The following is a 20,409-nucleotide window of genomic DNA, read 5'->3' on the forward strand; positions in this document are numbered from 1 at the left end:
ACGGGAAAGGCCTTGTGGCCAGCGGCTATTGTCAGTGCCCGGCAGTAGAATTGAGGCAGTGTTCGAGGGAGCGCCCGGGGCCGCGGAGAGCCTCGGAAGGTCTCCCTCCCGCGACAGGAGGATGTCTGTGCCCGCTGCCGCACCGATGCTGATCGACCTGCCCTGCAAGCCACTCGCGAAGAAGGCCCTGCCCGCGGGACGGCCGCGTGACTGGTACATCACGCACAACCGCCGCCTCAAGGCCATGCGCCTCGCGATCGCCCTGCTCGACTCGGGCGTCTACCTCCCGAACCAGGCCCACAACCGGACGATACGGAGCACGGCGGAGCGCGTCGGTATCCATCCGCCGTCGGACACCACCTGCCACATGGTGCGCGCGCTGATGCGCTACAGCCGCTGACAGCCACGTGCGCCGCCCGCCCGTTGTCCAGCTCAACGGGCGCGCGGCGCACGGCAGTTCGCTCACTTCCTGGCCGGGGCCGGGCCCGCCAGCTCCTTCTCCAGAGGTGTACGGAAGCGGGGGGTGACCCGCGCCTCGCCCACCCACTCCTGGAGCCTCGCGGCCGACGCCTCGACGGCGGCCGCGCCCTCCCGGCCGACGTCCGCGAGCAGCCGCCACCGGACGACGCCGTCCCTTCCCTGCGCCCACCCGCCGGCGATCCGCCCGTCCCACCACACGGTCGGGCCGATGTTGCCCGCCCCGTCGAAGAGCGGCGCGCGCAGCTCCGGCGGCAGGTACCAGTCGCGCTGCTGCCAGCCCATCGGGCTCGGGTCGAGACCGGGGAGCAGGGCCGCCCACGGCTCGGTGTCGGCGGTGACGGGCTCGACGGCGTCGGGGAGCACGAACCCGGCTCCCTCGTCCAGCTCCACCTCGACCGCCCCGACGGCCGCGAGCGCCCTGCGTACGTCGGTGACCTTCCATCCCGTCCACCACTTCAGATCGGCCTCCGTGGCCGGACCGCACGAGCCGAGCCGGCGCCGGAGCAGCTCCGACTGGGCCTCGGCCACGGGGAGTTCGGGATGCGCGGGCATGAGCGCCCATCTGAACTGGCTGGACGTCCACGACCCGCGGGGCCGCCCGCGCACGACGCGCCCCTCCATGCCGAGGACCCGCAGCAGCCGCGTCGAGATCGACTGCCACGCCTCGTACTTCTTGCCCGGCGCGTACAGCAGCTGCGTACGCAACCGCGGCTCGTCCTCGGCGAGTTCCGCCGCGGTCGCCTCGCCGCGGGCCCCGATCGCCGCCAGCGTGCCCGCCTCGACGTCCGCGAGCCACGCCGCGTCGTGCTCGCTGCCCGCCTCCAGGTGCTTGACGAAGGAGGCGCGCTCCCGCGCGGCGACCGCCACACCCGTCGACGCGTGCACCACCGCGGTGAGCGTGGCGGGGAACACGAACACCGTGTGCCGCATGCCGTGCATCCGCACCAGGGAGCGGTCCGTATACAGGGCGCGCTCCACGTCGGCGACCGTCTTCGACGGGTCCCGCAGGCGCGCGCCCACCGCCAGATACACGGTGGCCGGGTCCGTGCCGTGCAGTGCCACGAGCGACCCGGCGACCTCCTCGGCGGAGCCGGCCCGCGCGGCGGGCGCGAGCCGCTGCCCGGCCGCGAGCCTGGCCCGCCGCTCCGGCGCCCCGATGTGCCGCCGCCGACCACTCACAAGGACCTCCCAGGGCTGTTCGTCCGACCGTGCCCCCATCCTGCCCGGGCCCTCTGGCCCCTTCACCTGTTTGCCGTACTCGGCATGCCGCCCGGGCCCCGGCCGCCTTCACTGAGGTGACGGCAGCGGAACGGGCAGCGGGAGGCGTGATGTCGGGACATGGCATACGGGGCGCGGGGGCCGGGCTGCTCGTGGCGGCGGCGCTGCTCGCGGCGGCCGGCTGCTCGGACAGCGACACCAGCCCCTCCGACACGGTGTCCAAGGCGGCGTCCGCCGCGTCGTCCGTGGCGTCCCGGGGCGGTGACGTGGTCGCCTCCGCCACCGCGAAGGCGCAGGAAGAACTGGACCGCGTCAAGGGCGGCGTGAACGCCAAGGGCGACATCGGCCTCGGCGACGTGGCGAAGGACGGCGACCGGATCACGGTCCCTGTCACCGCCACCAACACCTCGGACTCCCAGGCGTCGTACGCGGTACAGGTCAACTTCCGCGACAGCGGCGGCAACCTCCTCGACACGGTCGTGGTCACGGTCGACGACGTGGACAAGGGCAAGTCCAGGAAGGCGACGGCCCGCAGCAACCGCACCCTCACCGGCGACGTGAAAGCGGACGTCGGCAGAGCGCTACGGCACTAGCCGTGACCGCCCCCGCAGGCCACGCGGACGGTGCCGCATGACCACCCCCCAGGCCCGGGCGGCCCTGGGCAAGGAGGCCCGCAAACGCGCGTCACGCTCCTCGCACGGGGCGTGGATCCCCTCCGCCGACCGCACCGACCCCGTCGTCGTACTGGAACGCCAGGCGGCCGACCGCGTCGCCGAACTGCTGCCCATCCGGTACGGGCGGATGGCGGCCTCCCCGTTCGCGTTCCTGCGCGGCGCCGCCGCCGTCATGACCGGTGACCTGGCCACCCAGCGCGCCACCGGCCTCACCGTCCAACTCTGCGGCGACGCCCACCTGTTGAACTTCGGCCTCTTCGCGTCGCCGGAACGGTCCCTGCTCTTCGACGTCAACGACTTCGACGAGACCAGCCCGGGCCCCTTCGAATGGGACGTGAAGCGGCTGGCCGCGAGCGTGGCCGTCGCCGCCCGCGACAACGGGCACACCGACACCCAGGCCCTCAGATCGGCCCGTGCGGCCGCCGCCGCGTACCGCACCGCGATGCGCCGGCTCTCCGAGATGGGCGAACTCGCCGTCTGGTACGAGCACATCAATGCGCACCAGTTGCTGCCCCTCATCCGCTCCGGCCGCAGCCGACGCCGCGTCCAGGCGACCCTCGCCCACGCCACCCGCCGCACCAGCCTCCACGCGCTGGGCAAGCTCACCGAGGTCGTCGACGGGCGCCGCCGCATCGTTCGGGACCCGCCGCTCCTCGAACCGGCGAGCACCCCCGACACGGCCACGGTGCGCAAACTCTTCGGCGACTACCGCTCCACCCTCGCCGAGGAACGCCGCCGCCTCCTCGACCGCTACCGCTTCGTCGAGGCCGCCCGCAAGGTCGTCGGCGTCGGCAGCGTCGGCACCCGCTGCTTCGTCGTGCTGCTCGAAGGGCGCGACGCCGACGACCCGCTGTTCCTCCAGATCAAGGAGGCCACCCGGTCCGTCATCGAGGAATACCAGCCGCACGGCCCGTACGTGCACCCGGGCCACCGCGTCGTCGCGGGCCAGCGCCTGCTCCAGGCCTCCGGTGACATCTTCCTCGGCTGGATGACCGGCCCTCAGGGCCGCGCCTTCTACTGGCGTCAGCTGCGCGACATGAAGGGCGCCGCCGACGTCGCAGGCCTAGGCCCGGACGATCTGCGCGCCTACGCCGAACTGTGCGGCACCGCACTGGCCCGCGCCCACGCCCGCTCGGGCGACCGCATCGCCATCTCCGGCTACCTCGGCCGCGCCGACATCTTCGACCGCGCCGTGGCCGACTTCGCGCTGCGCTACACCGACCAGAACGCCACCGACCACACGGCCCTGCGCAGGGCGGCGTCGGAGGGCCTGATCACGATCGCTCCGGGCGTCTGAGAACGCCGGTACGGCCGCCCCCGGACGGGAGCGGCCGTACCGACAGGACCGTACGGATGGATGTGTCAGGCCCCGTTCGAGGCCTCCTGTGCCGCCGCCTCACCCTTGGCCGCCTTCAGCGCCGCCCGCAACTGCTCCTCCTCCTCGTTGCTCAGCGAGGTCTGGACGAGCTGACCGCCGAACGACGCGATCTGGGGGATGACCTTGTCCGGGGCGGCCTGCTTCACCAGGACGAACAGCGCGGCGGCACCGGGCTGAAGGTTCTGGCTCAGCTCCTTCATGAAGTCGTCGTTGATGCCGGTGTCGGTCGCGGCACCACCGGCGGCCCCGGCCGCGGCACCGACGGCCGCACCGAGCAGCGGCACGAGGAAGAGCAGCCCGATGACACCGCCCCACAAGGCCCCGCCGGCCGCACCCGTCGCCGTGTAGTTCACGGCCTGATGCAGCTTGATCTTCCCGTCCTCGCGCCGCTCGACGACCACGATGTCCTCGAGCTCGACGAGGTGCTGCTTGGCCAGATCGAGCATTTTCTCGCGCACCTGATTGGCCGTGGCGAGGTCGTTGTAGGCGACGACGAACAGATTGCTCATACGGCACTCCTCGGAAGTCTGTGCAACTTCGCCCGAGTTTATGAGCGTTTGTGGCAGTGCGCAGAACGAAGCCGCCCTTCCGCCGGGAGGCGACGGGCGCCAGGCTGCGGTCCATGAACAGCAACGGACAAGGCCTGCGCCGCCGACGACGAGTGGCACTCCTGATGAGCGGCTCCGGACTCCTTGTGGCAGGGCTGGCGCAGCTCTTCGAATCCGGCGCCGACTGGGACGTCCTGTGGTCCGCGCTGCTCGGAGCCGCCACGGCAGCCGCGCTCGGCTTCCTGTTCCCCGCAGCCCTGTTCCCACCGCGAGCGGCGAAGCGCCCTCTCCCCCCGCCCCCACCCCATCCCCCGCTCCCACCTCCGCGCGTCTCGAACGCACAGGAAAGGGCCGCCACCCCTCACCAGGAATGGAGCCCGGAAGGTGCGAGCGACTGATCGCCTGCGGTGGCGCGGTCGCAGATTTTCAGTCCCCCGTAGATGGGCCCATCCCGTCCGCATGTCGTGCAAGGAGCGTCTGGCAAAGGGCCGTTCCGAGGAGCCTTCGACGTTCGGGCGGCGGGACCGCGCCCGTCGGGGCCTGAGCGGTACCCACAGAAAGGCCGTCGGCCGTGCCTTCCGGAAGCGGAAGAGCACGGCCGACGGCCCACAGACGGCCCAGGAGAGCGGAAGCCCGCTCTGACCTGTGGCGTTCTTAGATGTCGAAGTACAGCTCGAACTCGTGCGGGTGCGGGCGGAGCTGGATCGGGGCGATCTCGTTCGTGCGCTTGTAGTCGACCCACGTCTCGATCAGGTCGGGGGTGAAGACACCGCCGGCCAGAAGGTACTCGTGGTCCGCCTCGAGGGCGTCGAGGACCGCGGGGAGCGAGGTCGGAACCTGCTGGACGTTCGCGTGCTCCTCGGGAGCCAGCTCGTACAGGTCCTTGTCGATCGGCTCGGCCGGCTCGATCTTGTTCTTCACGCCGTCGAGGCCGGCCATCAGGAGGGCCGAGAAGGCGAGGTACGGGTTCGAGGACGGGTCCGGCGCGCGGAACTCGACGCGCTTGGCCTTCGGGTTCGAGCCCGTGATCGGGATACGCATCGCGGCGGAGCGGTTGCGCTGCGAGTAGACCATGTTGACCGGCGCCTCGAAGCCCGGGACCAGGCGGTGGTACGAGTTCACCGTCGGGTTCGTGAAGGCGAGCAGCGACGGGGCGTGCTTCAGGATGCCGCCGATGTAGTAGCGCGCCATGTCCGAGAGGCCCGCGTAGCCCTGCTCGTCGTAGAAGAGCGGGTCGCCGTTCGCCCACAGGGACTGGTGGACGTGCATGCCCGAGCCGTTGTCACCGAAGATCGGCTTCGGCATGAAGGTCGCGGTCTTGTTGTTGCGCCACGCGACGTTCTTCACGATGTACTTGAAGAGCATCAGGTCGTCGGCCGCGGCGAGCAGCGTGTTGAACTTGTAGTTGATCTCCGCCTGGCCGGCCGTGCCGACCTCGTGGTGCTGGCGCTCGACCTGGAGGCCGTTCTTGTCCAGCTCGAGGGAGATCTCCGCGCGCAGGTCGGCGAAGTGGTCGACCGGCGGGGTCGGGAAGTAACCGCCCTTGTAGCGGACCTTGTAGCCGCGGTTGTTCTCCTCCGAACCGGTGTTCCAGGCGCCGGCCTCGGAGTCGATCTCGTAGACCGAGCGGTTCGCGGAGGTCTCGAAGCGGACCGAGTCGAAGACGTAGAACTCGGCCTCGGGGCCGAAGTACGCGGTGTCGGCGATGCCGGTGGAGGCCAGGTACGCCTCGGCCTTCTTCGCGACGTTACGCGGGTCACGGGAGTACTGCTCGCCCGTGATCGGGTCGTGGATGAAGAAGTTGATGTTGACCGTCTTGTCGCGGCGGAAGGGGTCGACGCGCGCGGTGGACAGGTCGGCGCGGAGCGCCATGTCGGACTCGTGGATGGCCTGGAAACCCCGGATCGAGGATCCGTCGAAGGCCAGCTCCTCGGTGGGGTCGAACGCCGCGGCCGGCACCGTGAAGTGCTGCATCACACCCGGCAGGTCGCAGAACCGGACGTCGACGAACTTGACGTCCTCGTCCGCGATGAACTTCTTGGCGTCATCGGCGTTCTGGAACATCCAACTCCTCCTACTCCCACCCGGGGAGGGGCGGGGTTGCAGCTCGGTGGTGCGGCCAGTGCGGTGGCACACGCTGGGACCCGACCATAGGGACGGGGGATTTCTCAAGCATGACCCATTTGTTTCGCCGAAGTTAACCGGGGCGGGGGCCGGAGCGGGCCGGGTGGCCGAGCGCAGTACCGTGGACGGGTGGACAACAGGCAAGCAATCGGATCGTGGCTCTCCGGGCCGCGCGCGGCCGCGGAGGACGCGGGTGTCGAGTTCGGGTACCGCGGTGAGCAGCTGGGGCTGCCCGAGCAGGGGCCGGGCTCCATCGCCCGCCCCGGCAGGCGCATGGCCGCCCTCGCCATCGACTGGGCCCTGTGCATGCTGATCGCATACGGGCTCCTCACACACGGCTACAACCAGGCGACGGGGAACTGGGCCCTCGGGATCTTCTTCGTCCTCGGCCTGCTCACCGTCGGCACGGTCGGCTTCACGCCGGGCAAGCGGATCATGGGGCTGCGCGTCGTCGCGCAGGACGGCTCCGGCCGCCTCGGCCTCGGCCGCGTCCTGGTCCGCACGCTGCTCCTGTGCGTCGCCGTCCCCGCCCTGATCTGGGACCGTGACGGCCGCGGCCTGCACGACCGCCTGGCCCGCGCGGTCCAGGTCCGCGCCTGACCCGGGCCATCACTGCAGACCCACTACGACGGATGAGGCCCCGGAACCGATCGGTTCCGGGGCCTCATCCGTCGTAGTAGAAGGGTCAGCGTCCCTTGCCGCCACCGCGCGGCATCCGCATGCCCTTGGGCATCGGGCCCTTGGGGAGCGGCATGTTGCTCATCAGGTCGCCCATCGCCCGGAGGCGGTCGTTGGTCGTCGTGACCTGCGGGCCCGTGAGAACGCGGGGGAGCTTGAGCATCGTCGTGCGGAGCTTCTTGAGCGGCACCTGGCCCTCGCCGTTACCGACGAGGATGTCGTTGACCGGCACGTCGGAGACGATGCGGGCCATCTTCCGCTTCTCGGCCGCCAGCAGCGTCTTCACCCGGTTCGGGTTGCCCTCGGCGACCAGGACGATGCCTGCCTTGCCGACCGCCCGGTGGACGACGTCCTGGCTGCGGTTCATCGCCACGGCCGGGGTCGTGGTCCAGCCACGGCCGATGTTGTCGAGTACCGCGGCAGCCGCGCCGGGCTGACCCTCCATCTGCCCGAAGGCTGCTCGCTCGGCACGGCGTCCGAAGACGATCGCCATCGCGAGGAAGGCGAGCAGGAAGCCGAGAATTCCGAGATATACCGGGTGACCGATCAAGAATCCGATCGCGAGGAACACACCAAAGGTGACGATTCCCACAGCCGCGAGTACAAGAGCGATCATCGGATCGGCCTTGCGGGTCATCTTAAAGGTCAGAGCGATCTGCTTGAGTCGCCCGGGGTTCGCAGCGTCCGCTGCGGTTTCCTTCCTCGCCATGCCTTGAAGTCTACGTGTCCGGGCAAGTGGCTACGACGTGCGGGCGGCCACAGCCTCCTCGAGCACCCGCTGAGCCTCCACCCGGTCCTTGGCGCGGCGGCGGTCCTCGAGCACGGAGGTCCAGGCGTTGCGGCGTGCGGTGCGCTGTCCGCTGCTCATGAGCAGCGACTCGACCGCGCGCAGGGCGTCGGTGAAGGTCGGGATGGCGGTGGCGCGAACGGGCGCGGCCTGCATTGGGAGGTCCCCCTCGGGAGCGGCTCTGACTACGGGTGTACGTGGCGTGAGTACAGCGTCACTGATTGGTGTTACCAGGGCGTGACCGAAGGGTCAAACGCCTATGAAGCCTTGATGGGGGAGGGCCGAACGATGACGCGGCCCTGACGGTGCCCCCATCTGCGGGGACTGTCAGGGCCGCGTTCTCTCGGCCATTACTGGCCGGTAGCTGCTTGTGCGTGATTTCACACGGCTGGCGGGCCGTGCGGGTGCGAGTCGATCAGACCGCCTGCGAGGCCACGTACGCGCCGCGCTTCTCGACCGCCATCTGGTAGAGGCGTCCGGCGCGGTACGAGGAGCGGACCAGCGGGCCGGACATGACGCCGGAGAAACCGATCTGCTCGGCCTCCTCCTTCAGCTCCACGAACTCGGCCGGCTTCACCCAGCGCTCGACGGGGTGGTGCCGCGGCGTCGGACGCAGGTACTGGGTGATGGTGATGAGCTCGGTGCCCGCTTCGTGCAGCTGGCGCAGCGCCTCGCTGACCTCGGCGCGCTCCTCGCCCATGCCCAGGATCAGGTTGGACTTGGTGACCAGGCCGGCCTCGCGGGCCTTCGTGATGACCTCGAGGGAGCGCTCGTACCGGAAGCCGGGGCGGATCCGCTTGAAGATGCGCGGCACCGTCTCGACGTTGTGCCCGAGAACCTCGGGGCGGGACGAGAAGACCTCGGCCAGCTGGTCCGGGTCGGCGTTGAAGTCGGGGATGAGCAGCTCGACCTTGGTGTAGCCCTCGGCGCGCTCCGCCGTCATGGCGTGGATCTGGCGCACGGTCTCCGCGTACAGCCAGGCGCCGCCGTCCTCCAGGTCGTCGCGCGCGACGCCGGTGATCGTGGCGTAGTTCAGGTCCATCGTGACGACGGACTCGCCGACGCGGCGGGGCTCGTCACGGTCCAGTGCCTCGGGCTTGCCCGTGTCGATCTGGCAGAAGTCGCAGCGCCGCGTGCACTGGTCGCCGCCGATGAGGAAGGTGGCCTCGCGGTCTTCCCAGCACTCGTAGATGTTCGGACAGCCCGCCTCCTGGCAGACCGTGTGCAGGCCCTCGCTCTTCACGAGGCCCTGCATCTTCGTGTACTCGGGACCCATTTTCGCCCGGGTCTTGATCCACTCGGGCTTGCGCTCGATGGGGGTCTGGCTGTTGCGGACCTCCAGGCGCAGCATCTTGCGTCCGTCGGGTGCGACTGCGGACACGACCGGCTCCCTACAGCTTTGATTCTTCGGCGTACCTCAGGGTACGCCCGTGGTCTTGATGGGCCTTACGTGTGGCCAACCTCTGGCCTTCGGGGTGCATTCCCGCTCAGGCGGTGGCCTTGTCGGGCTCCTGCGCGCTGGCCTTGTCGGGCTCCCGCTCGGGCGCCTTCTCGATGACGCGCGGGGCGAGGGCCGCGTTCTCCAGGACGTCGCGCAGGTGGCGCTCGGCGACCGGCAGCACCTCGTCGATCGTGACCTCGCGGCCCAGCTCGTACGAGAGCGAGGTGACGCCCGCGTCGCGGATGCCGCAGGGGATGATCTTGTCGAAGTTCGAGGTGTCCGGATTCACGTTCAGCGCGAAGCCGTGCATCGTGACGCCCTTGGCGACGCGGATGCCCATGGCGCAGATCTTCCGGTCCTCGCGGCGCTGGCCCGCGTTCGACGGCGCGTACTCCGGGCCGTTGAGACGCGGGTCGAACTCGGAGTCGTTCACCCGGGGGTCGAAGTCCAGGGACAGGCCACCGAGCCTGGGGCGCTCGGCCGAGTCCTTGGCGTCTCCGAGCACCCACACGCCGGCCCGGCCCTCCACGCGGGACGTCTCCACGCCGAACTCGGCGCAGACCGCGATCATCGCGTCTTCGAGGCGGCGCAGGTGCGCGACCACGTCCACGGGGCGGGGCAGCTTCTGGATCGGGTAGCCGACGAGCTGGCCCGGGCCGTGCCAGGTGATCTTGCCGCCCCGGTCCACGTCCACGACGGGGGTGCCGTCCAGCGGGCGCTCCTCGGGCGCGGTGCGGCGGCCCGCGGTGTAGACCGGCGGGTGTTCGAGAAGCAGGCACGTGTCGGGGGCCTCGTCGGCGAAACGGGCGGCGTGCACACGGCGCTGCTCGTCCCAGGCGTCCTGGTAGTCGACCGAGTCCGCTCCGAAACCCAAGCGGACGAACCGCAACTCATTCACGGTCAGTGCCTCCCTAGAACCTTCAGCGTGCACATGTCGCGCCCCGCCACTGTACGACCAGGGCCTCCGCGCCAGCCGTTCGGGCAATCCTCACACGATCGGATGAAAGGGGGTGCCTGCTGGTCTGATCAGGGGAACCCGTGCGCGCTGCGTGATAACTTCGGCGCCGTCCGTGAGCGGGAGCCGCTTGTGGACCTACCGCCCGGCGGGCGGGAAGTCAGGCTTGTGGAGGCTGTGTAAGACCGGACTCCGGTCCGGCAGAGCCTGTGAAGCAGGAACCCACCGAGGTCCCGTGCGAGCGGGACGGCAGGAGTTCTCCGCTTGCGGGGAAGGACGTCAAATTCGCGCCGTTCCATGTGGGAGCAGTGCAGAGGGGGGCGCACCATGGCCCCCCTCTACGGCTTCCTAGGGCCCGGAAGGCAATCGCACAGCATGACGGAACGACCTCCGCAGCGCACGCCCAACCGCCAGCTAGCCGCGCTCATCGCGGAGGCGGGGTTCTCCAATGCCGGCCTCGCCCGCCGCGTCGATCAGCTCGGTCTGGAGCACGGTCTCGACCTGCGCTACGACAAGACATCCGTGACGCGCTGGCTGCGCGGCCAGCAGCCCCGCGGCACCACACCCGCACTGATCGCCGAGGTGTTCACCCGGCGCCTGGGGCGCCGGCTCTCCGCCCAGGACCTGGGGCTCGACGCCTGCTCCCCGGTCTACGCGGGCCTGGAGTTCGCCGCCTCGCCCGAGGAGGCCGTCGACATCGTCAGCGGCCTGTGGCGCAAGGACTCGGGCAGCCATGCCGAGCTCCGCAAGATCGCTTTCACCCCGGCGGGGCTCGTCGTGCCGAGCCGGGACTGGCTGATCGGGCGGGCCGACGACCGCGTCGCCCACGGGGACCACGGCGGTCCCGGCGGTGTACGGATCCCCGCCCAGGGGCGGGCCCCCGCCAAGCTCACGGCCGGGCTCGAACCGGGGCCGCCCCCCTTGCCCCGGCAGCGCGGCCACGCCGAGCGCGGGCCCGGCCAGCGCGTCACCGCCGGAGACATCGCGGCCCTGCGCTCCGTCGGCGAACTCTTCCGCTCTCTCGACCAGGCGTACGGCGGAGGCCACGCCCGCCAGGCGCTCGTGCGCTACCTGGAGCACGAGGCCGAGCCGATGCTGCGGGGCACCTACGGGGAGCAGACCGGCCGGCGGCTCTTCGCGGCCACCGCCGATCTGACCCGGCTCGCCGGCTGGACCTCGTACGACATCGCCGCGCACGGGCTCGCGCAGCGGTACTTCGTGCAGGCCCTGCGGCTCTCGCAGGCGGCGGGGGACAGGATGTACGGGTCGTACGTCCTGGTCACGATGAGCCGCCAGGCCGTCTATCTCGGGCACGGGCGCGAGGCCGTCCAGCTGGCCCGGGTCGCGCAGCAGGGCGCGGGCTCCTCGGCGCCGCCCGCCGTGCAGGCGCTGCTGCACGCGGCCGAGGCGCGCGGGCACGGCGTGCTCGGCGAGGTGCGCGCGTGCACGGCGTCGCTGGTGCGGGCCGAGCGGACCCTGGAGGCGGTGCGGACCGGGGACGACGTGCCGCACTGGGCGCGGTTCTTCGACGAGGCGCAGCTGGCCGACGAGTTCGGGCACTGCCACCGGGATCTCCAGCAGTACCGCGCGGCCGCCCAGCACGCGGAGCGCTCGCTCCAGCTGCGGGCGCCCGGCTTCGCGCGCAGCAGGCTGTTCTGCCGGGTGGTGCTTGCCTCCGCGCGGCTCGGGCTCGGCGAGCTGGACCAGGCGTGCACACTCGGCGCCGAGGCCGCGCAGGCCGCCTCCGAGATGCGCTCCGTGCGGGCGCACGAGTACGTGCGGGAGTTCGAGCGCCGCCTGGAGCCCTACCGCGACGCGGCCCCGGTACGCGGATACCGGGACCGCATCGCCGCCCTCAGCCACTGACGGGACGGGGGTGGTGCGCATCCGCCCCTGCCCGCCGGCCGACTACGGCTGAGCGCTCCCGCGCACCTGCACCTCCGCCAGGGACAGCGGGTCGGCCGCGGACTCCAGCTGTACGCGCACATAGCGGCCCGTCGTCCCGGACGGCAGCGCCACGTTCGACGGCTTGCCCGCCTGATCCGCGACCCGTACGGCCGTCACGCCGGGGCTCTTGCGGGCCTCGTCGAGACTGTCCGCGGTGATCGGGGAGTCCGAGGTGAGGACCCAGAAGTCGGACAGGCGCTCGGCGCAGCAGTCGGTGCGGTTCCAGATGTCGACGCTGCTCAGGTCGGCCTTCGCGCCGAGGTCGACCTGCCACCATGCCTGGTTCGAGGGCTCCGCGGTGTGGCTGACGGAACCCGCGCCGAATGTGCCGTCCGTGTTGCCGTCGACGGCACGCGAGGCCGGGGCGTCCCAGGCGGTGGACTTCTGCGTGGCGCTCTTGCCGAGCGCCAGGTTCTCCGCGGCGACCGTCGCCTTCACGGTCGTGGTGACCGTCATCCCCGCGTGCCGCAGGGTGATCGGCAGCTCGTACGAGCCGGGCTTCGCGGACCGCGGCGGGGTCACCTCGAACGGCACCTCGGTAGAGGCGCCGGGGCCCTGCGGCGGAACGCCGGCCGCCTTCGGGGTCACCGTCCACCCGTCCGGGGCGCCGATGGTCACCTGGGTGCCGGGCGCCTTCTTGCGGGAGGTGTTGGTGACGGTGAGCGTGCCGTCGGCGGTGCGGCCGGGGTTCAGCTCCTTCGGCAGCTCGGTGCGGGTGCGGGCCAGGCTGTGCACGCCGGGGGTCTCGATCTTGAAGACGTAGGCGTACTTGCCGGTCTCGGCGGGGGTGTCCACCACGACCCGGCCCCGGTCGTCCTTGTGCCACGTGAGCGGTCCCGCGTCCGAGCCGAGCAGGGAGATGCGCGTGCCCTTCCTCACCGGGGTGTCGGCGCCGAGCGTCAGCTGTTCGCCGGGCCATTTCAGAGCGGTGGCGTACAGGGCGCCGTCCTTGACCGTGTAGCGGACGGTGTCGTCGGAGCTCGGCTCCTCGGCGTGGTGCCAGTACGTGGTGCCGTACACGGCCTCGCCGTTGGTCTTCAGCCAGGCGCCGATGTCCATCAGGCGCTGCTGCTGGAGCTCGGGGATCGTGCCGTCCCCGCGCGGCCCGACGTCGAGCAGCAGGTTGCCGTTCTTGCTGACGATGTCGCTGAGCGAGTCGACGAGCTGGTCGGAGGTGAGGTAGTCCTCCTCCGGCTCGTTCTGGTTGTAGCCGTAGGAGTGCGCGATGCCGCGGCTGGCCTCCCACTTGTTCGGGTCGATCTCCGACTTGACCGTGTACTCGGGGGTCTGGAAGTCGAGTTCGGTGGAGTCGAGGGCGCCCGTGTCGATCTTGCAGCGGTTGGCGACCGCCACCTCCTTGGGATGCTTCCGGTTCTTCGCCCGGTTGTAGTAGTCGGCGAGGACGGGGGCGGTCTTCCAGTAGGACGCCGGCTTCTCCCACTGCCCGTCGCACCACAGCAGGTCCGGGTCGTACTGGTCGATCAGCTCCCGCATCTGGGGCGCCATGTAGTCGGCCACGTAGTCCTTGACCGCGGGAGCCCCGGTGTACGGGACGGGGGCGCCCGTGTACGGGTTGGTGACCGGACGGCCGGTGTACGAGGGGTTGTTCCACTCATAGAGCGAGTAGTAGAAGCCGGCCTTGAGGCCCTTCTCCTTGCGCGCCGCCTTGAACAGGTCGCCCGCCAGGTCGCGGTGCGGCCCCAGGTCGACGGTGTCGCGCCCGCTGACCTTCGAGTCCCACAGCGCCACACCCTCGTGGTGCTTGGACGTCAGCACGAAGTACTTGGCGCCGGCGTCCTTGAAGAGCTTCACCCAGGCGTCGGGGTCGTACTTCTCCGCCTTCCACTGCCCGATGAAGTCGTCGTAGTTCGCGGCCGTGCCGTACGTGTCCTTGTGGTGCTGGTTGGTGGGGCTGCCCGCGTCGTTCATGTACGCCCAGTACCACTCGGCGTAGCTGCCGCGCGGGCCCCAGGCGGGCACGGAGTACGCGCCCCAGTGGATGAAGATGCCGAACTTGTCGTCGTCGAACCAGCTCGGCGTCGGATGGCTGTTGAGGGAGTCGAGCGTGGGCTCGTAGTCCTTGGCCGGGGGTGCGTCCTGGGCGGCCGCGGGGCCGCCCGTCGCGGGCAGGCCGAGCAGCGCGGCGCAGGCTGCCGTGAGGACGGCGGCACAGGCGCGGCGCCGGGCGTTTCGCGCGGGGCGTGGTCTGAGGTGTGTCACTTGGTGTCCTTCCCGGACAGGCCGGCGATCCTGCCGGCCGTCAACGGCTCGTCCCAGGTGGTGAGTTCGTCGAGGTCGCCGCGGAGGCTCACCTTCTCCGTGCCGATCGAGCGCAGGGGCAGGGGGATCGACGCGTCGACCGTGCCGACCCGCTCCCCGTCCGCGTAGAGCGTGGTGTGACCCGGGGTCGCCACCCAGGTGAGCCGGGTCCAGCGGTCCAGCGGCAGCGTGTAGTCGAAGCTGAGGTCGGCCGAGCCGTACCGGGTGAAGCCGACCTTGCCCGTGCCGTACTGCATGAGCTTGAGCGCGCCCGCCTTCGAGCTGAGCAGGACCTGGTCCGCGGTGCGGGCCGTGGGGCGGACCTGCACCGACACCGTCCACGGCTCGGCGACGTCCATGCCGCCGAAGCCGACACCGTCCCGGTCCGAGTCGAAGCGCCACGCCTGCCCGCGCACGCCGTCGGTCACCGGCGCCGGGTTGTTGATGATGTACGACGTGCCCGGCAGGTCACCCGCCGTGTCCTCGGCGAAGATCGTGTTGCCGGGGCTGCCCGCGTACGTCCAGCCCTTCGGGTACGCGGCCGGGTCGAAGGTCCAGTGGTGGCTAGGCCGGCCGTCGTTCACCCGCGGCTCCACGGGCGTGGTTGTGATGCCGGGCGGGCCGCCGATGAGAGCCGCGCGGGCCCGGAAGTCGGCCAGGGTGTCCGGGGTCGCCGTGCCGTTCCAGGCGCGGTCCGCGAGGATCGCCCGGGCGCCGGCCATCGACTGCTCGAAGTACGCGTCGTCGGCCCAGAAGTTGTAGTCGGCCCAGTTGGTCAGACCGGAGCCGAGCATGTCGGGCGCCGTGCTGACGGTCCAGCTGTCGTACATCCAGGGCTCGTTCGGGTACAGGTGGTGGTAGTTGTTCGGGGTGTCGTAGAACGGGCCGATGGCGATCTCGTCGTGGCCCGGCACGGCGGGCTCGGCGCCCGTGCCCTCCCAGGTGATGAAGACGACCGGGCCGTGGACGGTCTGCTGGGGCGCGGCCAGGTGCTCCGAGCCGTTGTAGACGGCGGTGCGCTTGCCGTGCGAGGCGATCACGTCGTCCAGGGTGTTGATGTACCGGTTGAGGAGGTCGCCGAGCGTCGACACATCGGGGGAGGCGGCCAAGTAGTCCTGTACGCGGGGGCAGTCGGCGAGCTGGCCCGGCACCTCCTCGCCGCCGATCGAGAACAGCGGCGCGTCGAACCAGCCGGCGAACTCGTCGACGATCTGCTTCGTCTTCGCCACCGCCTTCTCGCTGGTCATGTCGATGATCCAGTCGGGCGTGAGGTGCGAGTGCGTGTGCGCGGCCGTGCAGGGGTTCGTCCCCGATCCGAAGCCGATGCCGAACGCGTCGCTGATCGCCGTCGCGTGGCCGGGGATCTCCAGGCCCGGCATCAGCTGTACGTGGTGGCGGGCCGCGAACGCCTTGAGGTGCTCGATGTCGGCGCGGCTGTAGCTGTGGTCGGGGTCCGCGAGGCCCGGGAACTTCGGGCTGTACAGGCGGAAGCCCTCCGACTCGGAGAGGTGCAGCATGAGCGTGTTCAGCTTCTGGTCGCCCATCCTGCGGATCAGGTTCTCCAGGTACGGGATCTTCCAGTACTTGCGGCCCGCGTCGAGGTGGACCATGCGGATCGCCTGTGTGGGGACGTCGGTGGCGCGGGCCCGGGGGAGCGTGCGGTGCTCGTCGGCCGTGGAGCGCAGGAGCTGGAGCAGGGTGCGGGTGCCGTAGAAGAGGCCGTGTGTGGAGGCGGCCCGGATGCGGACGGCGCCGTCCGAGCTGTCGAACCGGTAGCCCTCGGCGCCGAGTTCACGGTCGTCGGCGAGGCCGAGGACGATGTCGCCGGGCCCGGCGTGGGCCACGTCGCTCGCGATGCGCGGCTCGATGCCGGATACCTGATCGATTTCCGTGCGCAGCTGGGCGGCGAGCTGCTGCACGCTCTGGCGGGCGGGGCCGGGGAACTCGGCGCGGCCGGACGGCTCGGACGTCTCGGCGCGGGCGCGCGGGTCGACCAGGACGCGGGTGCGGTGGGTGATCGCGACGGTGCCGCCGAGGGACGTCCAGTCGGCGGGGCGGGGGACCACGGACGGCTGCCCGGCGAGCGGTTCGGGGGACGGCTCCTCCGGCTGGGCTGCTGACGACGGCACTACAGCTCCGATGAATCCGGTGACAAGGGCTAGGACGAACAGCAGGGCTGACGCCGTTCTTCGCACTGCGGCCTCCAGGGACAAGGGTGCGGACGTGGGGACCGTAAAGGGGAGTTGTTGTGGTGGCAAGGGTGCGCGCGGGGAAATGAGGGCGCCCGCCTCCGGAAGGTGCCACGGAGACGGGCGCGTATGGGGGACCTGTAGAGGTCGGATGTGTGGTGAGGGCGGCTGGGAGGTCTCCTGTCGCTGAGCTGTCGCTGAGCTGGGGTGGGGCTGTGCTGTGCCTGTGCGGTTCGGGGCGTACGGGTCGGCCGTGCGGGTCCATCAGGCCGCGGCCGGCACCATGCCCGCCGTCGGGGCCAGTCGGACGCCCAGGTCCGTGAGGATCGCGTGCGCGGCGCGGCGGCCCGAGTGGAGGGCGCCCTGCACCGTGCTCGTGCCGCGGTGGTCGCCGCACACATAGAGCCCGTGAAGGAGCCGCACCGGGCGGCGCAGGTCGTGCGGGGCCGGCATCGCGGGCACCGCCTCCGGGTCGTGGTGGACCGCGAGGGTCTCCCAGTCGGAGGTCGACGTGCCGTAGAGGGCGGCCAGTTGGGCCCGCAGTTCGCGCTCGGGCGGCGGTGGGCCGAGGACCGTGGAGGAGACCAGCGCGCGGCCGGCCGGGGCGCGCGTCGGGTCGACCTGGCTGATCACCGCGGAGTACGCGACGGGGCCGAGCCGGTCGGCGTCGAGGAGCAGCGCCGGGTCGGTGAGCGGCGGCTCGGGGACCGCGTGGTGGACGACCGTGACGGGGTGGAACTCCGGCAGCCGCAGGCCCGGGAGCAGCCCGGCCGCGGCGCGTGCCCCGGTCGCCAACAGTGTTGCCCGGCACCGGAGTTCACCGTGTTCCTCGGTCGTCACCGAATTCGCGGAGATGGCCCTGACGCGCACGCCGGTGCGGACCGTGCCCGGCGGGAGTCCGGCGGCGAGCAGCTCGGGCAGCGCGTCGGCGCCGCCCTCGGGGACGCAGAGGCGGCCGCGCGCGTAGGCGAGCAGGGCGAGGTCGGCGCACCGGCTCGACGAGGTCAGGTCCGGGTCGCACAGGAGCGCCGACAGGAGGGGGCGCACAAACCCGTCGAGGGTGCGGGCCGGCAGTCCGCGGCCCATCAGGGCGTCGGCGGTGGGTAGTTCGGGCCGCGCGAGGAGACGGGGGACCGGTGTCCCGGCGAGGCGGGCCAGCGACCTGGCGAGCCGGGCGTGGTCGAGGGGGCTGCCGAGCGGGGCGGTCGGGCGCGGGCTCCTGGCGGCGGCGCGGGGACGGGGCACCCTGGGGGCGCTCGCGAGGGCGCGTGCCGTCGTGAGTGCGCCCCTTGCGCGCCGTGAGGCCGGGAGCTCCCCGGCGCGATGGCGGCGGCCGTCGCTGTGCACCAGGACCCCGGGCGAGAAGGGGCGCAGGACGAGGGCGTCCAGGCCCGGGGTGCGGCGTAGTTCGGGGTACGAGGTGCACAGGAGTCGGCCGATCCGGTCGAGCCGGAACCCGTCGACCTTCTCGGTGGACATGCGGCCGCCCACACAGGGGCCGGCCTCCAGGACCAGGGTGGGAACGCCCGCCCTGGTCAGGCGGTGGGCGGCCAGGAGTCCCGCGACCCCGGCTCCCACGATGACGACGTCCGCGTGCTGTGCGGGCTCAGGCACGTGCGCCTCCCTGGCGGTTGTGCGGCTGGTGGGAGCCGTCGTACGTACCCCGGGCCGTCAGGCCGGCGCACGCAGGCGGGCTCCGAAGGCGTCCTACCCCCCGGCGAACCCGCGTACGGCTCCGAACACCCGGGCTGTACCCGAGTCCGTCGAGGGTAGGTCCGGGCCCCGGCCGAGGGAGTCGCGCGTAGCCCGGGCACGGTCGCACGGGGGGCGCCCGGGGCCGCCGGACGCGAGCCCAGCCTGATCCGAACGAAGCCCTACCGCCCCTGGAGCGCCGCCGCCCGCTGCCTGATCTCCGGGAGCTCGGCCATCAGGGCCTGGCCCGGGCAGTACGTCTCGTACTCGTCCCGGTGCGCGGCGATGGCGTTGAACTCGGCCGTCCTGCCCTTGCGGAAGCGGCTGAGGCTGTTCGTCGAGGTGAGGCGGACGCGGGAGCGCGGGTCGATGTTCGCCAGGCCCAGCTTCCAGGCGGAGAGCGCTGCGATGGACTTCGTCATGGAAGGCGGCACCGGGGTGCCCGCGGTGAAGGTGCCGATGGCGGCGATGCCCGCCGTGCCCTGGTTGAAGCCCTGGGCGTGCGCCCCCACGACCGCCTTGTCGACGCCGCCCGCCCGGCCCTCGTAGATCGTGCCGCACCTGTCGACGAGGAAGTTGTAGCCGATGTCGTCCCAGTTCCGGCCGCCCGCCTGGCCCGCGTACAGATAGCGGATGATGCGGGGCGTGTCGGCGCAGTCGTAGACGTTCGGCGAGTCCGTGTGGTGGATGAAGACTGCCGTGACGCGGTCGGCGTACCGGGCGGGCGGCCTGCGGTAGGCGGCATCCGCCAGCCAGTCGGCTCGCGGCACGATCCGGGGCAGCGCGGCGGTGTGCCGACGGTTGACCGGCCGGCGCACCCGTAGGGCGGCCGACGACAGTACCGGCGGCCGGCGCACCGGTACGGCGGCCGGCGGCAGCGCCGGCGCGGCCCGGTCGGTGGCAGTGGGGCCCGCCGCCCGGCCCGACCTCGCCGCTGAACCGCCGTCCCCGGGCCCGACGGTCACGGCACACATCAGCAGCAGGCCGAAGGCCGTGGCCGCCGGAGCGCACCACAACGTCATACGGAAGACGCGCATACGTGACACTCTCCACCACGCGCCCGGGGCTCGCCCCGCATGGTGAGCCATGCGAGTGATCGCCGGCGCGCCGCAGGTCAGACCCGCCTTCGCCGCAGATCAGAAGTGCGTGCCGCCGTCGACCCTGACCTCGGTGCCGGTGATGAATCCGCCGTCCTCCGAGCCGAGCATCGCGACGACGGACGCCACGCTCTCCGGCCCCGCGAAGCCCTGGCCTATCGCCGGCGCCAGCTTCATGAACAGGCTCATGTCGGCGTCCTCGGGCAGGCCGGGGCCGCTGCTCTGCCGGCTGGCGCCGGAGCCGTCGGTCATGCCGGAGGAGATGGATCCGGGCTGCACGGCCGTGAACCGGATGCCCTGCTTGCTGTACTCGCTCGCCAGGGCGTGCGTCATGGACTGGATGCCGCCCTTGCTCGCCGCGTACGCCGCCATGTAGGGGTGGGCGAACGTGGCCGACGTCGAGCTGAAGTTGATGACGGCGGCCCCGTCACCGGCGAGGAGCGCCGGGATCGAGTCGCGGATCATCAGGAACGTGCCCGCCAGGTTGATCTGGAGCACCTGGTTGAAGTCGGCGAGCGACGTCTCGTGGGTGTGCGAGGAGCGCAGGATGCCGGCCGCGTTCACCAGCACGTCCAGGCCGCCGAGCGCCTCGACGGCGGTGGCGACGCCCGCGCGCACGGAGGCCTCGTCCGCGACGTTCACGACGACCGTGGTCAGCCGGTCCGCGCAGCCCGCGGCGGTCGCCTTCTCGACGGTGTCCTTCAGGCCCGCCTCGCTGACGTCGGCGGCGACCGCGCGGGCGCCCTCGGCGAGGACCCGCAGCACGGTGGCCTGGCCGATGCCGGAGCCACCGCCGGTGACGAGTACGCGACGGCCTTCGTAGCGGTTCAGGTTCGGGCTCATGCGCTGCTCCACTTCACTTTCTCACGACGATTCGCTGTCCACCGTACGCCTAAGTGGCACGATTTGCCATAACGTCAGAACGTGCAGACTTGTTCCGGA

Annotated in this window: 18 protein-coding genes; 6 read left to right on the forward strand and 12 right to left on the reverse strand. The window is 71.4% G+C overall.

The features are described from left to right. Positions 1–121: 121 nt before the first annotated feature. Positions 122–400: a hypothetical protein gene (locus CG723_RS05615; protein ID WP_100592108.1), complete on the forward strand. Its 279-nt coding sequence runs from the start codon at positions 122–124 to the stop codon at positions 398–400. A gap of 62 nt (positions 401–462) precedes the next feature. Here the strand turns inward: CG723_RS05615 and CG723_RS05620 are convergent, their stop codons facing one another. Continuing rightward, on the reverse strand, positions 463–1,698 hold the full coding sequence (locus CG723_RS05620; RefSeq protein WP_100592109.1) for a winged helix DNA-binding domain-containing protein: 1,236 nt from the start codon (positions 1,696–1,698) through the stop codon (positions 463–465). 110 nt (positions 1,699–1,808) lie between these two features. Here CG723_RS05620 and CG723_RS05625 point away from each other — a divergent pair, with 110 nt between their 5' ends. Further along, positions 1,809–2,291, forward strand: a complete 483-nt coding sequence (locus tag CG723_RS05625) for an FxLYD domain-containing protein (protein WP_199841664.1) — start codon at positions 1,809–1,811, stop codon at positions 2,289–2,291. A gap of 37 nt (positions 2,292–2,328) precedes the next feature. Next, entirely contained in the window at positions 2,329–3,669 is a 1,341-nt protein-coding gene (locus CG723_RS05630) for a DUF2252 domain-containing protein (RefSeq protein ID WP_100592110.1), read from the forward strand. Between the two features lie 65 nt (positions 3,670–3,734). On the opposite strand, the gene CG723_RS05635 is transcribed toward CG723_RS05630, so the two are convergent. Beyond that, complete coding sequence (locus CG723_RS05635) at positions 3,735–4,259, reverse strand: DUF1269 domain-containing protein (RefSeq protein ID WP_100592111.1); 525 nt, start codon at positions 4,257–4,259, stop codon at positions 3,735–3,737. A gap of 113 nt (positions 4,260–4,372) precedes the next feature. On the opposite strand from CG723_RS05635, the gene CG723_RS46065 reads away from it, so the two are divergent. Next, positions 4,373–4,696, forward strand: coding sequence for a hypothetical protein (locus tag CG723_RS46065; protein ID WP_159032391.1), 324 nt, complete (start codon positions 4,373–4,375; stop codon positions 4,694–4,696). Positions 4,697–4,952: 256 nt separating this feature from the next. Here the strand turns inward: CG723_RS46065 and glnA are convergent, their stop codons facing one another. Beyond that, on the reverse strand, positions 4,953–6,362 hold the full coding sequence (glnA, locus tag CG723_RS05640) for a type I glutamate--ammonia ligase (RefSeq protein WP_100592112.1): 1,410 nt from the start codon (positions 6,360–6,362) through the stop codon (positions 4,953–4,955). Positions 6,363–6,551: 189 nt separating this feature from the next. Between glnA and CG723_RS05645 the strand changes: the two genes are divergently transcribed. After that, a complete protein-coding gene (locus tag CG723_RS05645; RefSeq protein ID WP_100592113.1) occupies positions 6,552–7,022 on the forward strand; it encodes an RDD family protein in 471 nt (156 codons plus the stop codon). An 85-nt stretch (positions 7,023–7,107) separates the two neighbouring features. Here the strand turns inward: CG723_RS05645 and CG723_RS05650 are convergent, their stop codons facing one another. From CG723_RS05650 to lipB, 4 genes are all read right to left on the reverse strand, one after another. Further along, on the reverse strand, positions 7,108–7,809 hold the full coding sequence (locus CG723_RS05650; protein WP_100592114.1) for a DUF4191 domain-containing protein: 702 nt from the start codon (positions 7,807–7,809) through the stop codon (positions 7,108–7,110). Between the two features lie 30 nt (positions 7,810–7,839). Next, positions 7,840–8,043 (reverse strand): SCO2195 family GlnR-regulated protein, encoded by a 204-nt coding sequence (locus tag CG723_RS05655; protein ID WP_100592115.1) that lies wholly within the window; start codon positions 8,041–8,043, stop codon positions 7,840–7,842. 259 nt (positions 8,044–8,302) lie between these two features. Continuing rightward, complete coding sequence (locus tag CG723_RS05660) at positions 8,303–9,268, reverse strand: lipoyl synthase (protein WP_100592116.1); 966 nt, start codon at positions 9,266–9,268, stop codon at positions 8,303–8,305. A 106-nt stretch (positions 9,269–9,374) separates the two neighbouring features. Next, positions 9,375–10,226: a lipoyl(octanoyl) transferase LipB gene (gene lipB / locus CG723_RS05665; RefSeq protein WP_100592117.1), complete on the reverse strand. Its 852-nt coding sequence runs from the start codon at positions 10,224–10,226 to the stop codon at positions 9,375–9,377. Positions 10,227–10,658: 432 nt separating this feature from the next. Between lipB and CG723_RS05670 the strand changes: the two genes are divergently transcribed. Further along, positions 10,659–12,149: a regulator gene (locus CG723_RS05670; protein ID WP_100592118.1), complete on the forward strand. Its 1,491-nt coding sequence runs from the start codon at positions 10,659–10,661 to the stop codon at positions 12,147–12,149. Positions 12,150–12,191: 42 nt separating this feature from the next. Here CG723_RS05670 and CG723_RS05675 read toward each other — a convergent pair whose 3' ends face one another. The 5 genes from CG723_RS05675 to CG723_RS05695 all read right to left on the reverse strand — a co-directional run bounded on the left by CG723_RS05675 (position 12,192) and on the right by CG723_RS05695 (position 20,310). Beyond that, positions 12,192–14,450, reverse strand: coding sequence for an alpha-L-fucosidase (locus CG723_RS05675; RefSeq protein ID WP_100592119.1), 2,259 nt, complete (start codon positions 14,448–14,450; stop codon positions 12,192–12,194). Continuing rightward, positions 14,447–16,618, reverse strand: coding sequence for a family 20 glycosylhydrolase (locus CG723_RS05680; RefSeq protein ID WP_234374159.1), 2,172 nt, complete (start codon positions 16,616–16,618; stop codon positions 14,447–14,449). The genes CG723_RS05675 and CG723_RS05680 overlap by 4 nt, the downstream gene beginning before the upstream one ends. A gap of 324 nt (positions 16,619–16,942) precedes the next feature. Then, a complete protein-coding gene (locus tag CG723_RS05685) occupies positions 16,943–18,292 on the reverse strand; it encodes an NAD(P)/FAD-dependent oxidoreductase (protein WP_100592121.1) in 1,350 nt (449 codons plus the stop codon). Between the two features lie 260 nt (positions 18,293–18,552). After that, positions 18,553–19,407, reverse strand: a complete 855-nt coding sequence (locus CG723_RS05690; protein WP_234374160.1) for a peptidoglycan recognition protein family protein — start codon at positions 19,405–19,407, stop codon at positions 18,553–18,555. 99 nt (positions 19,408–19,506) lie between these two features. Then, a complete protein-coding gene (locus tag CG723_RS05695) occupies positions 19,507–20,310 on the reverse strand; it encodes an SDR family NAD(P)-dependent oxidoreductase (RefSeq protein WP_100592122.1) in 804 nt (267 codons plus the stop codon). Between the last annotated feature and the right edge of the window lie 99 nt (positions 20,311–20,409).

The sequence above is a fragment of the Streptomyces sp. CB01635 genome, from assembly GCF_002803065.1.
Lineage (GTDB): Bacteria > Actinomycetota > Actinomycetes > Streptomycetales > Streptomycetaceae > Streptomyces.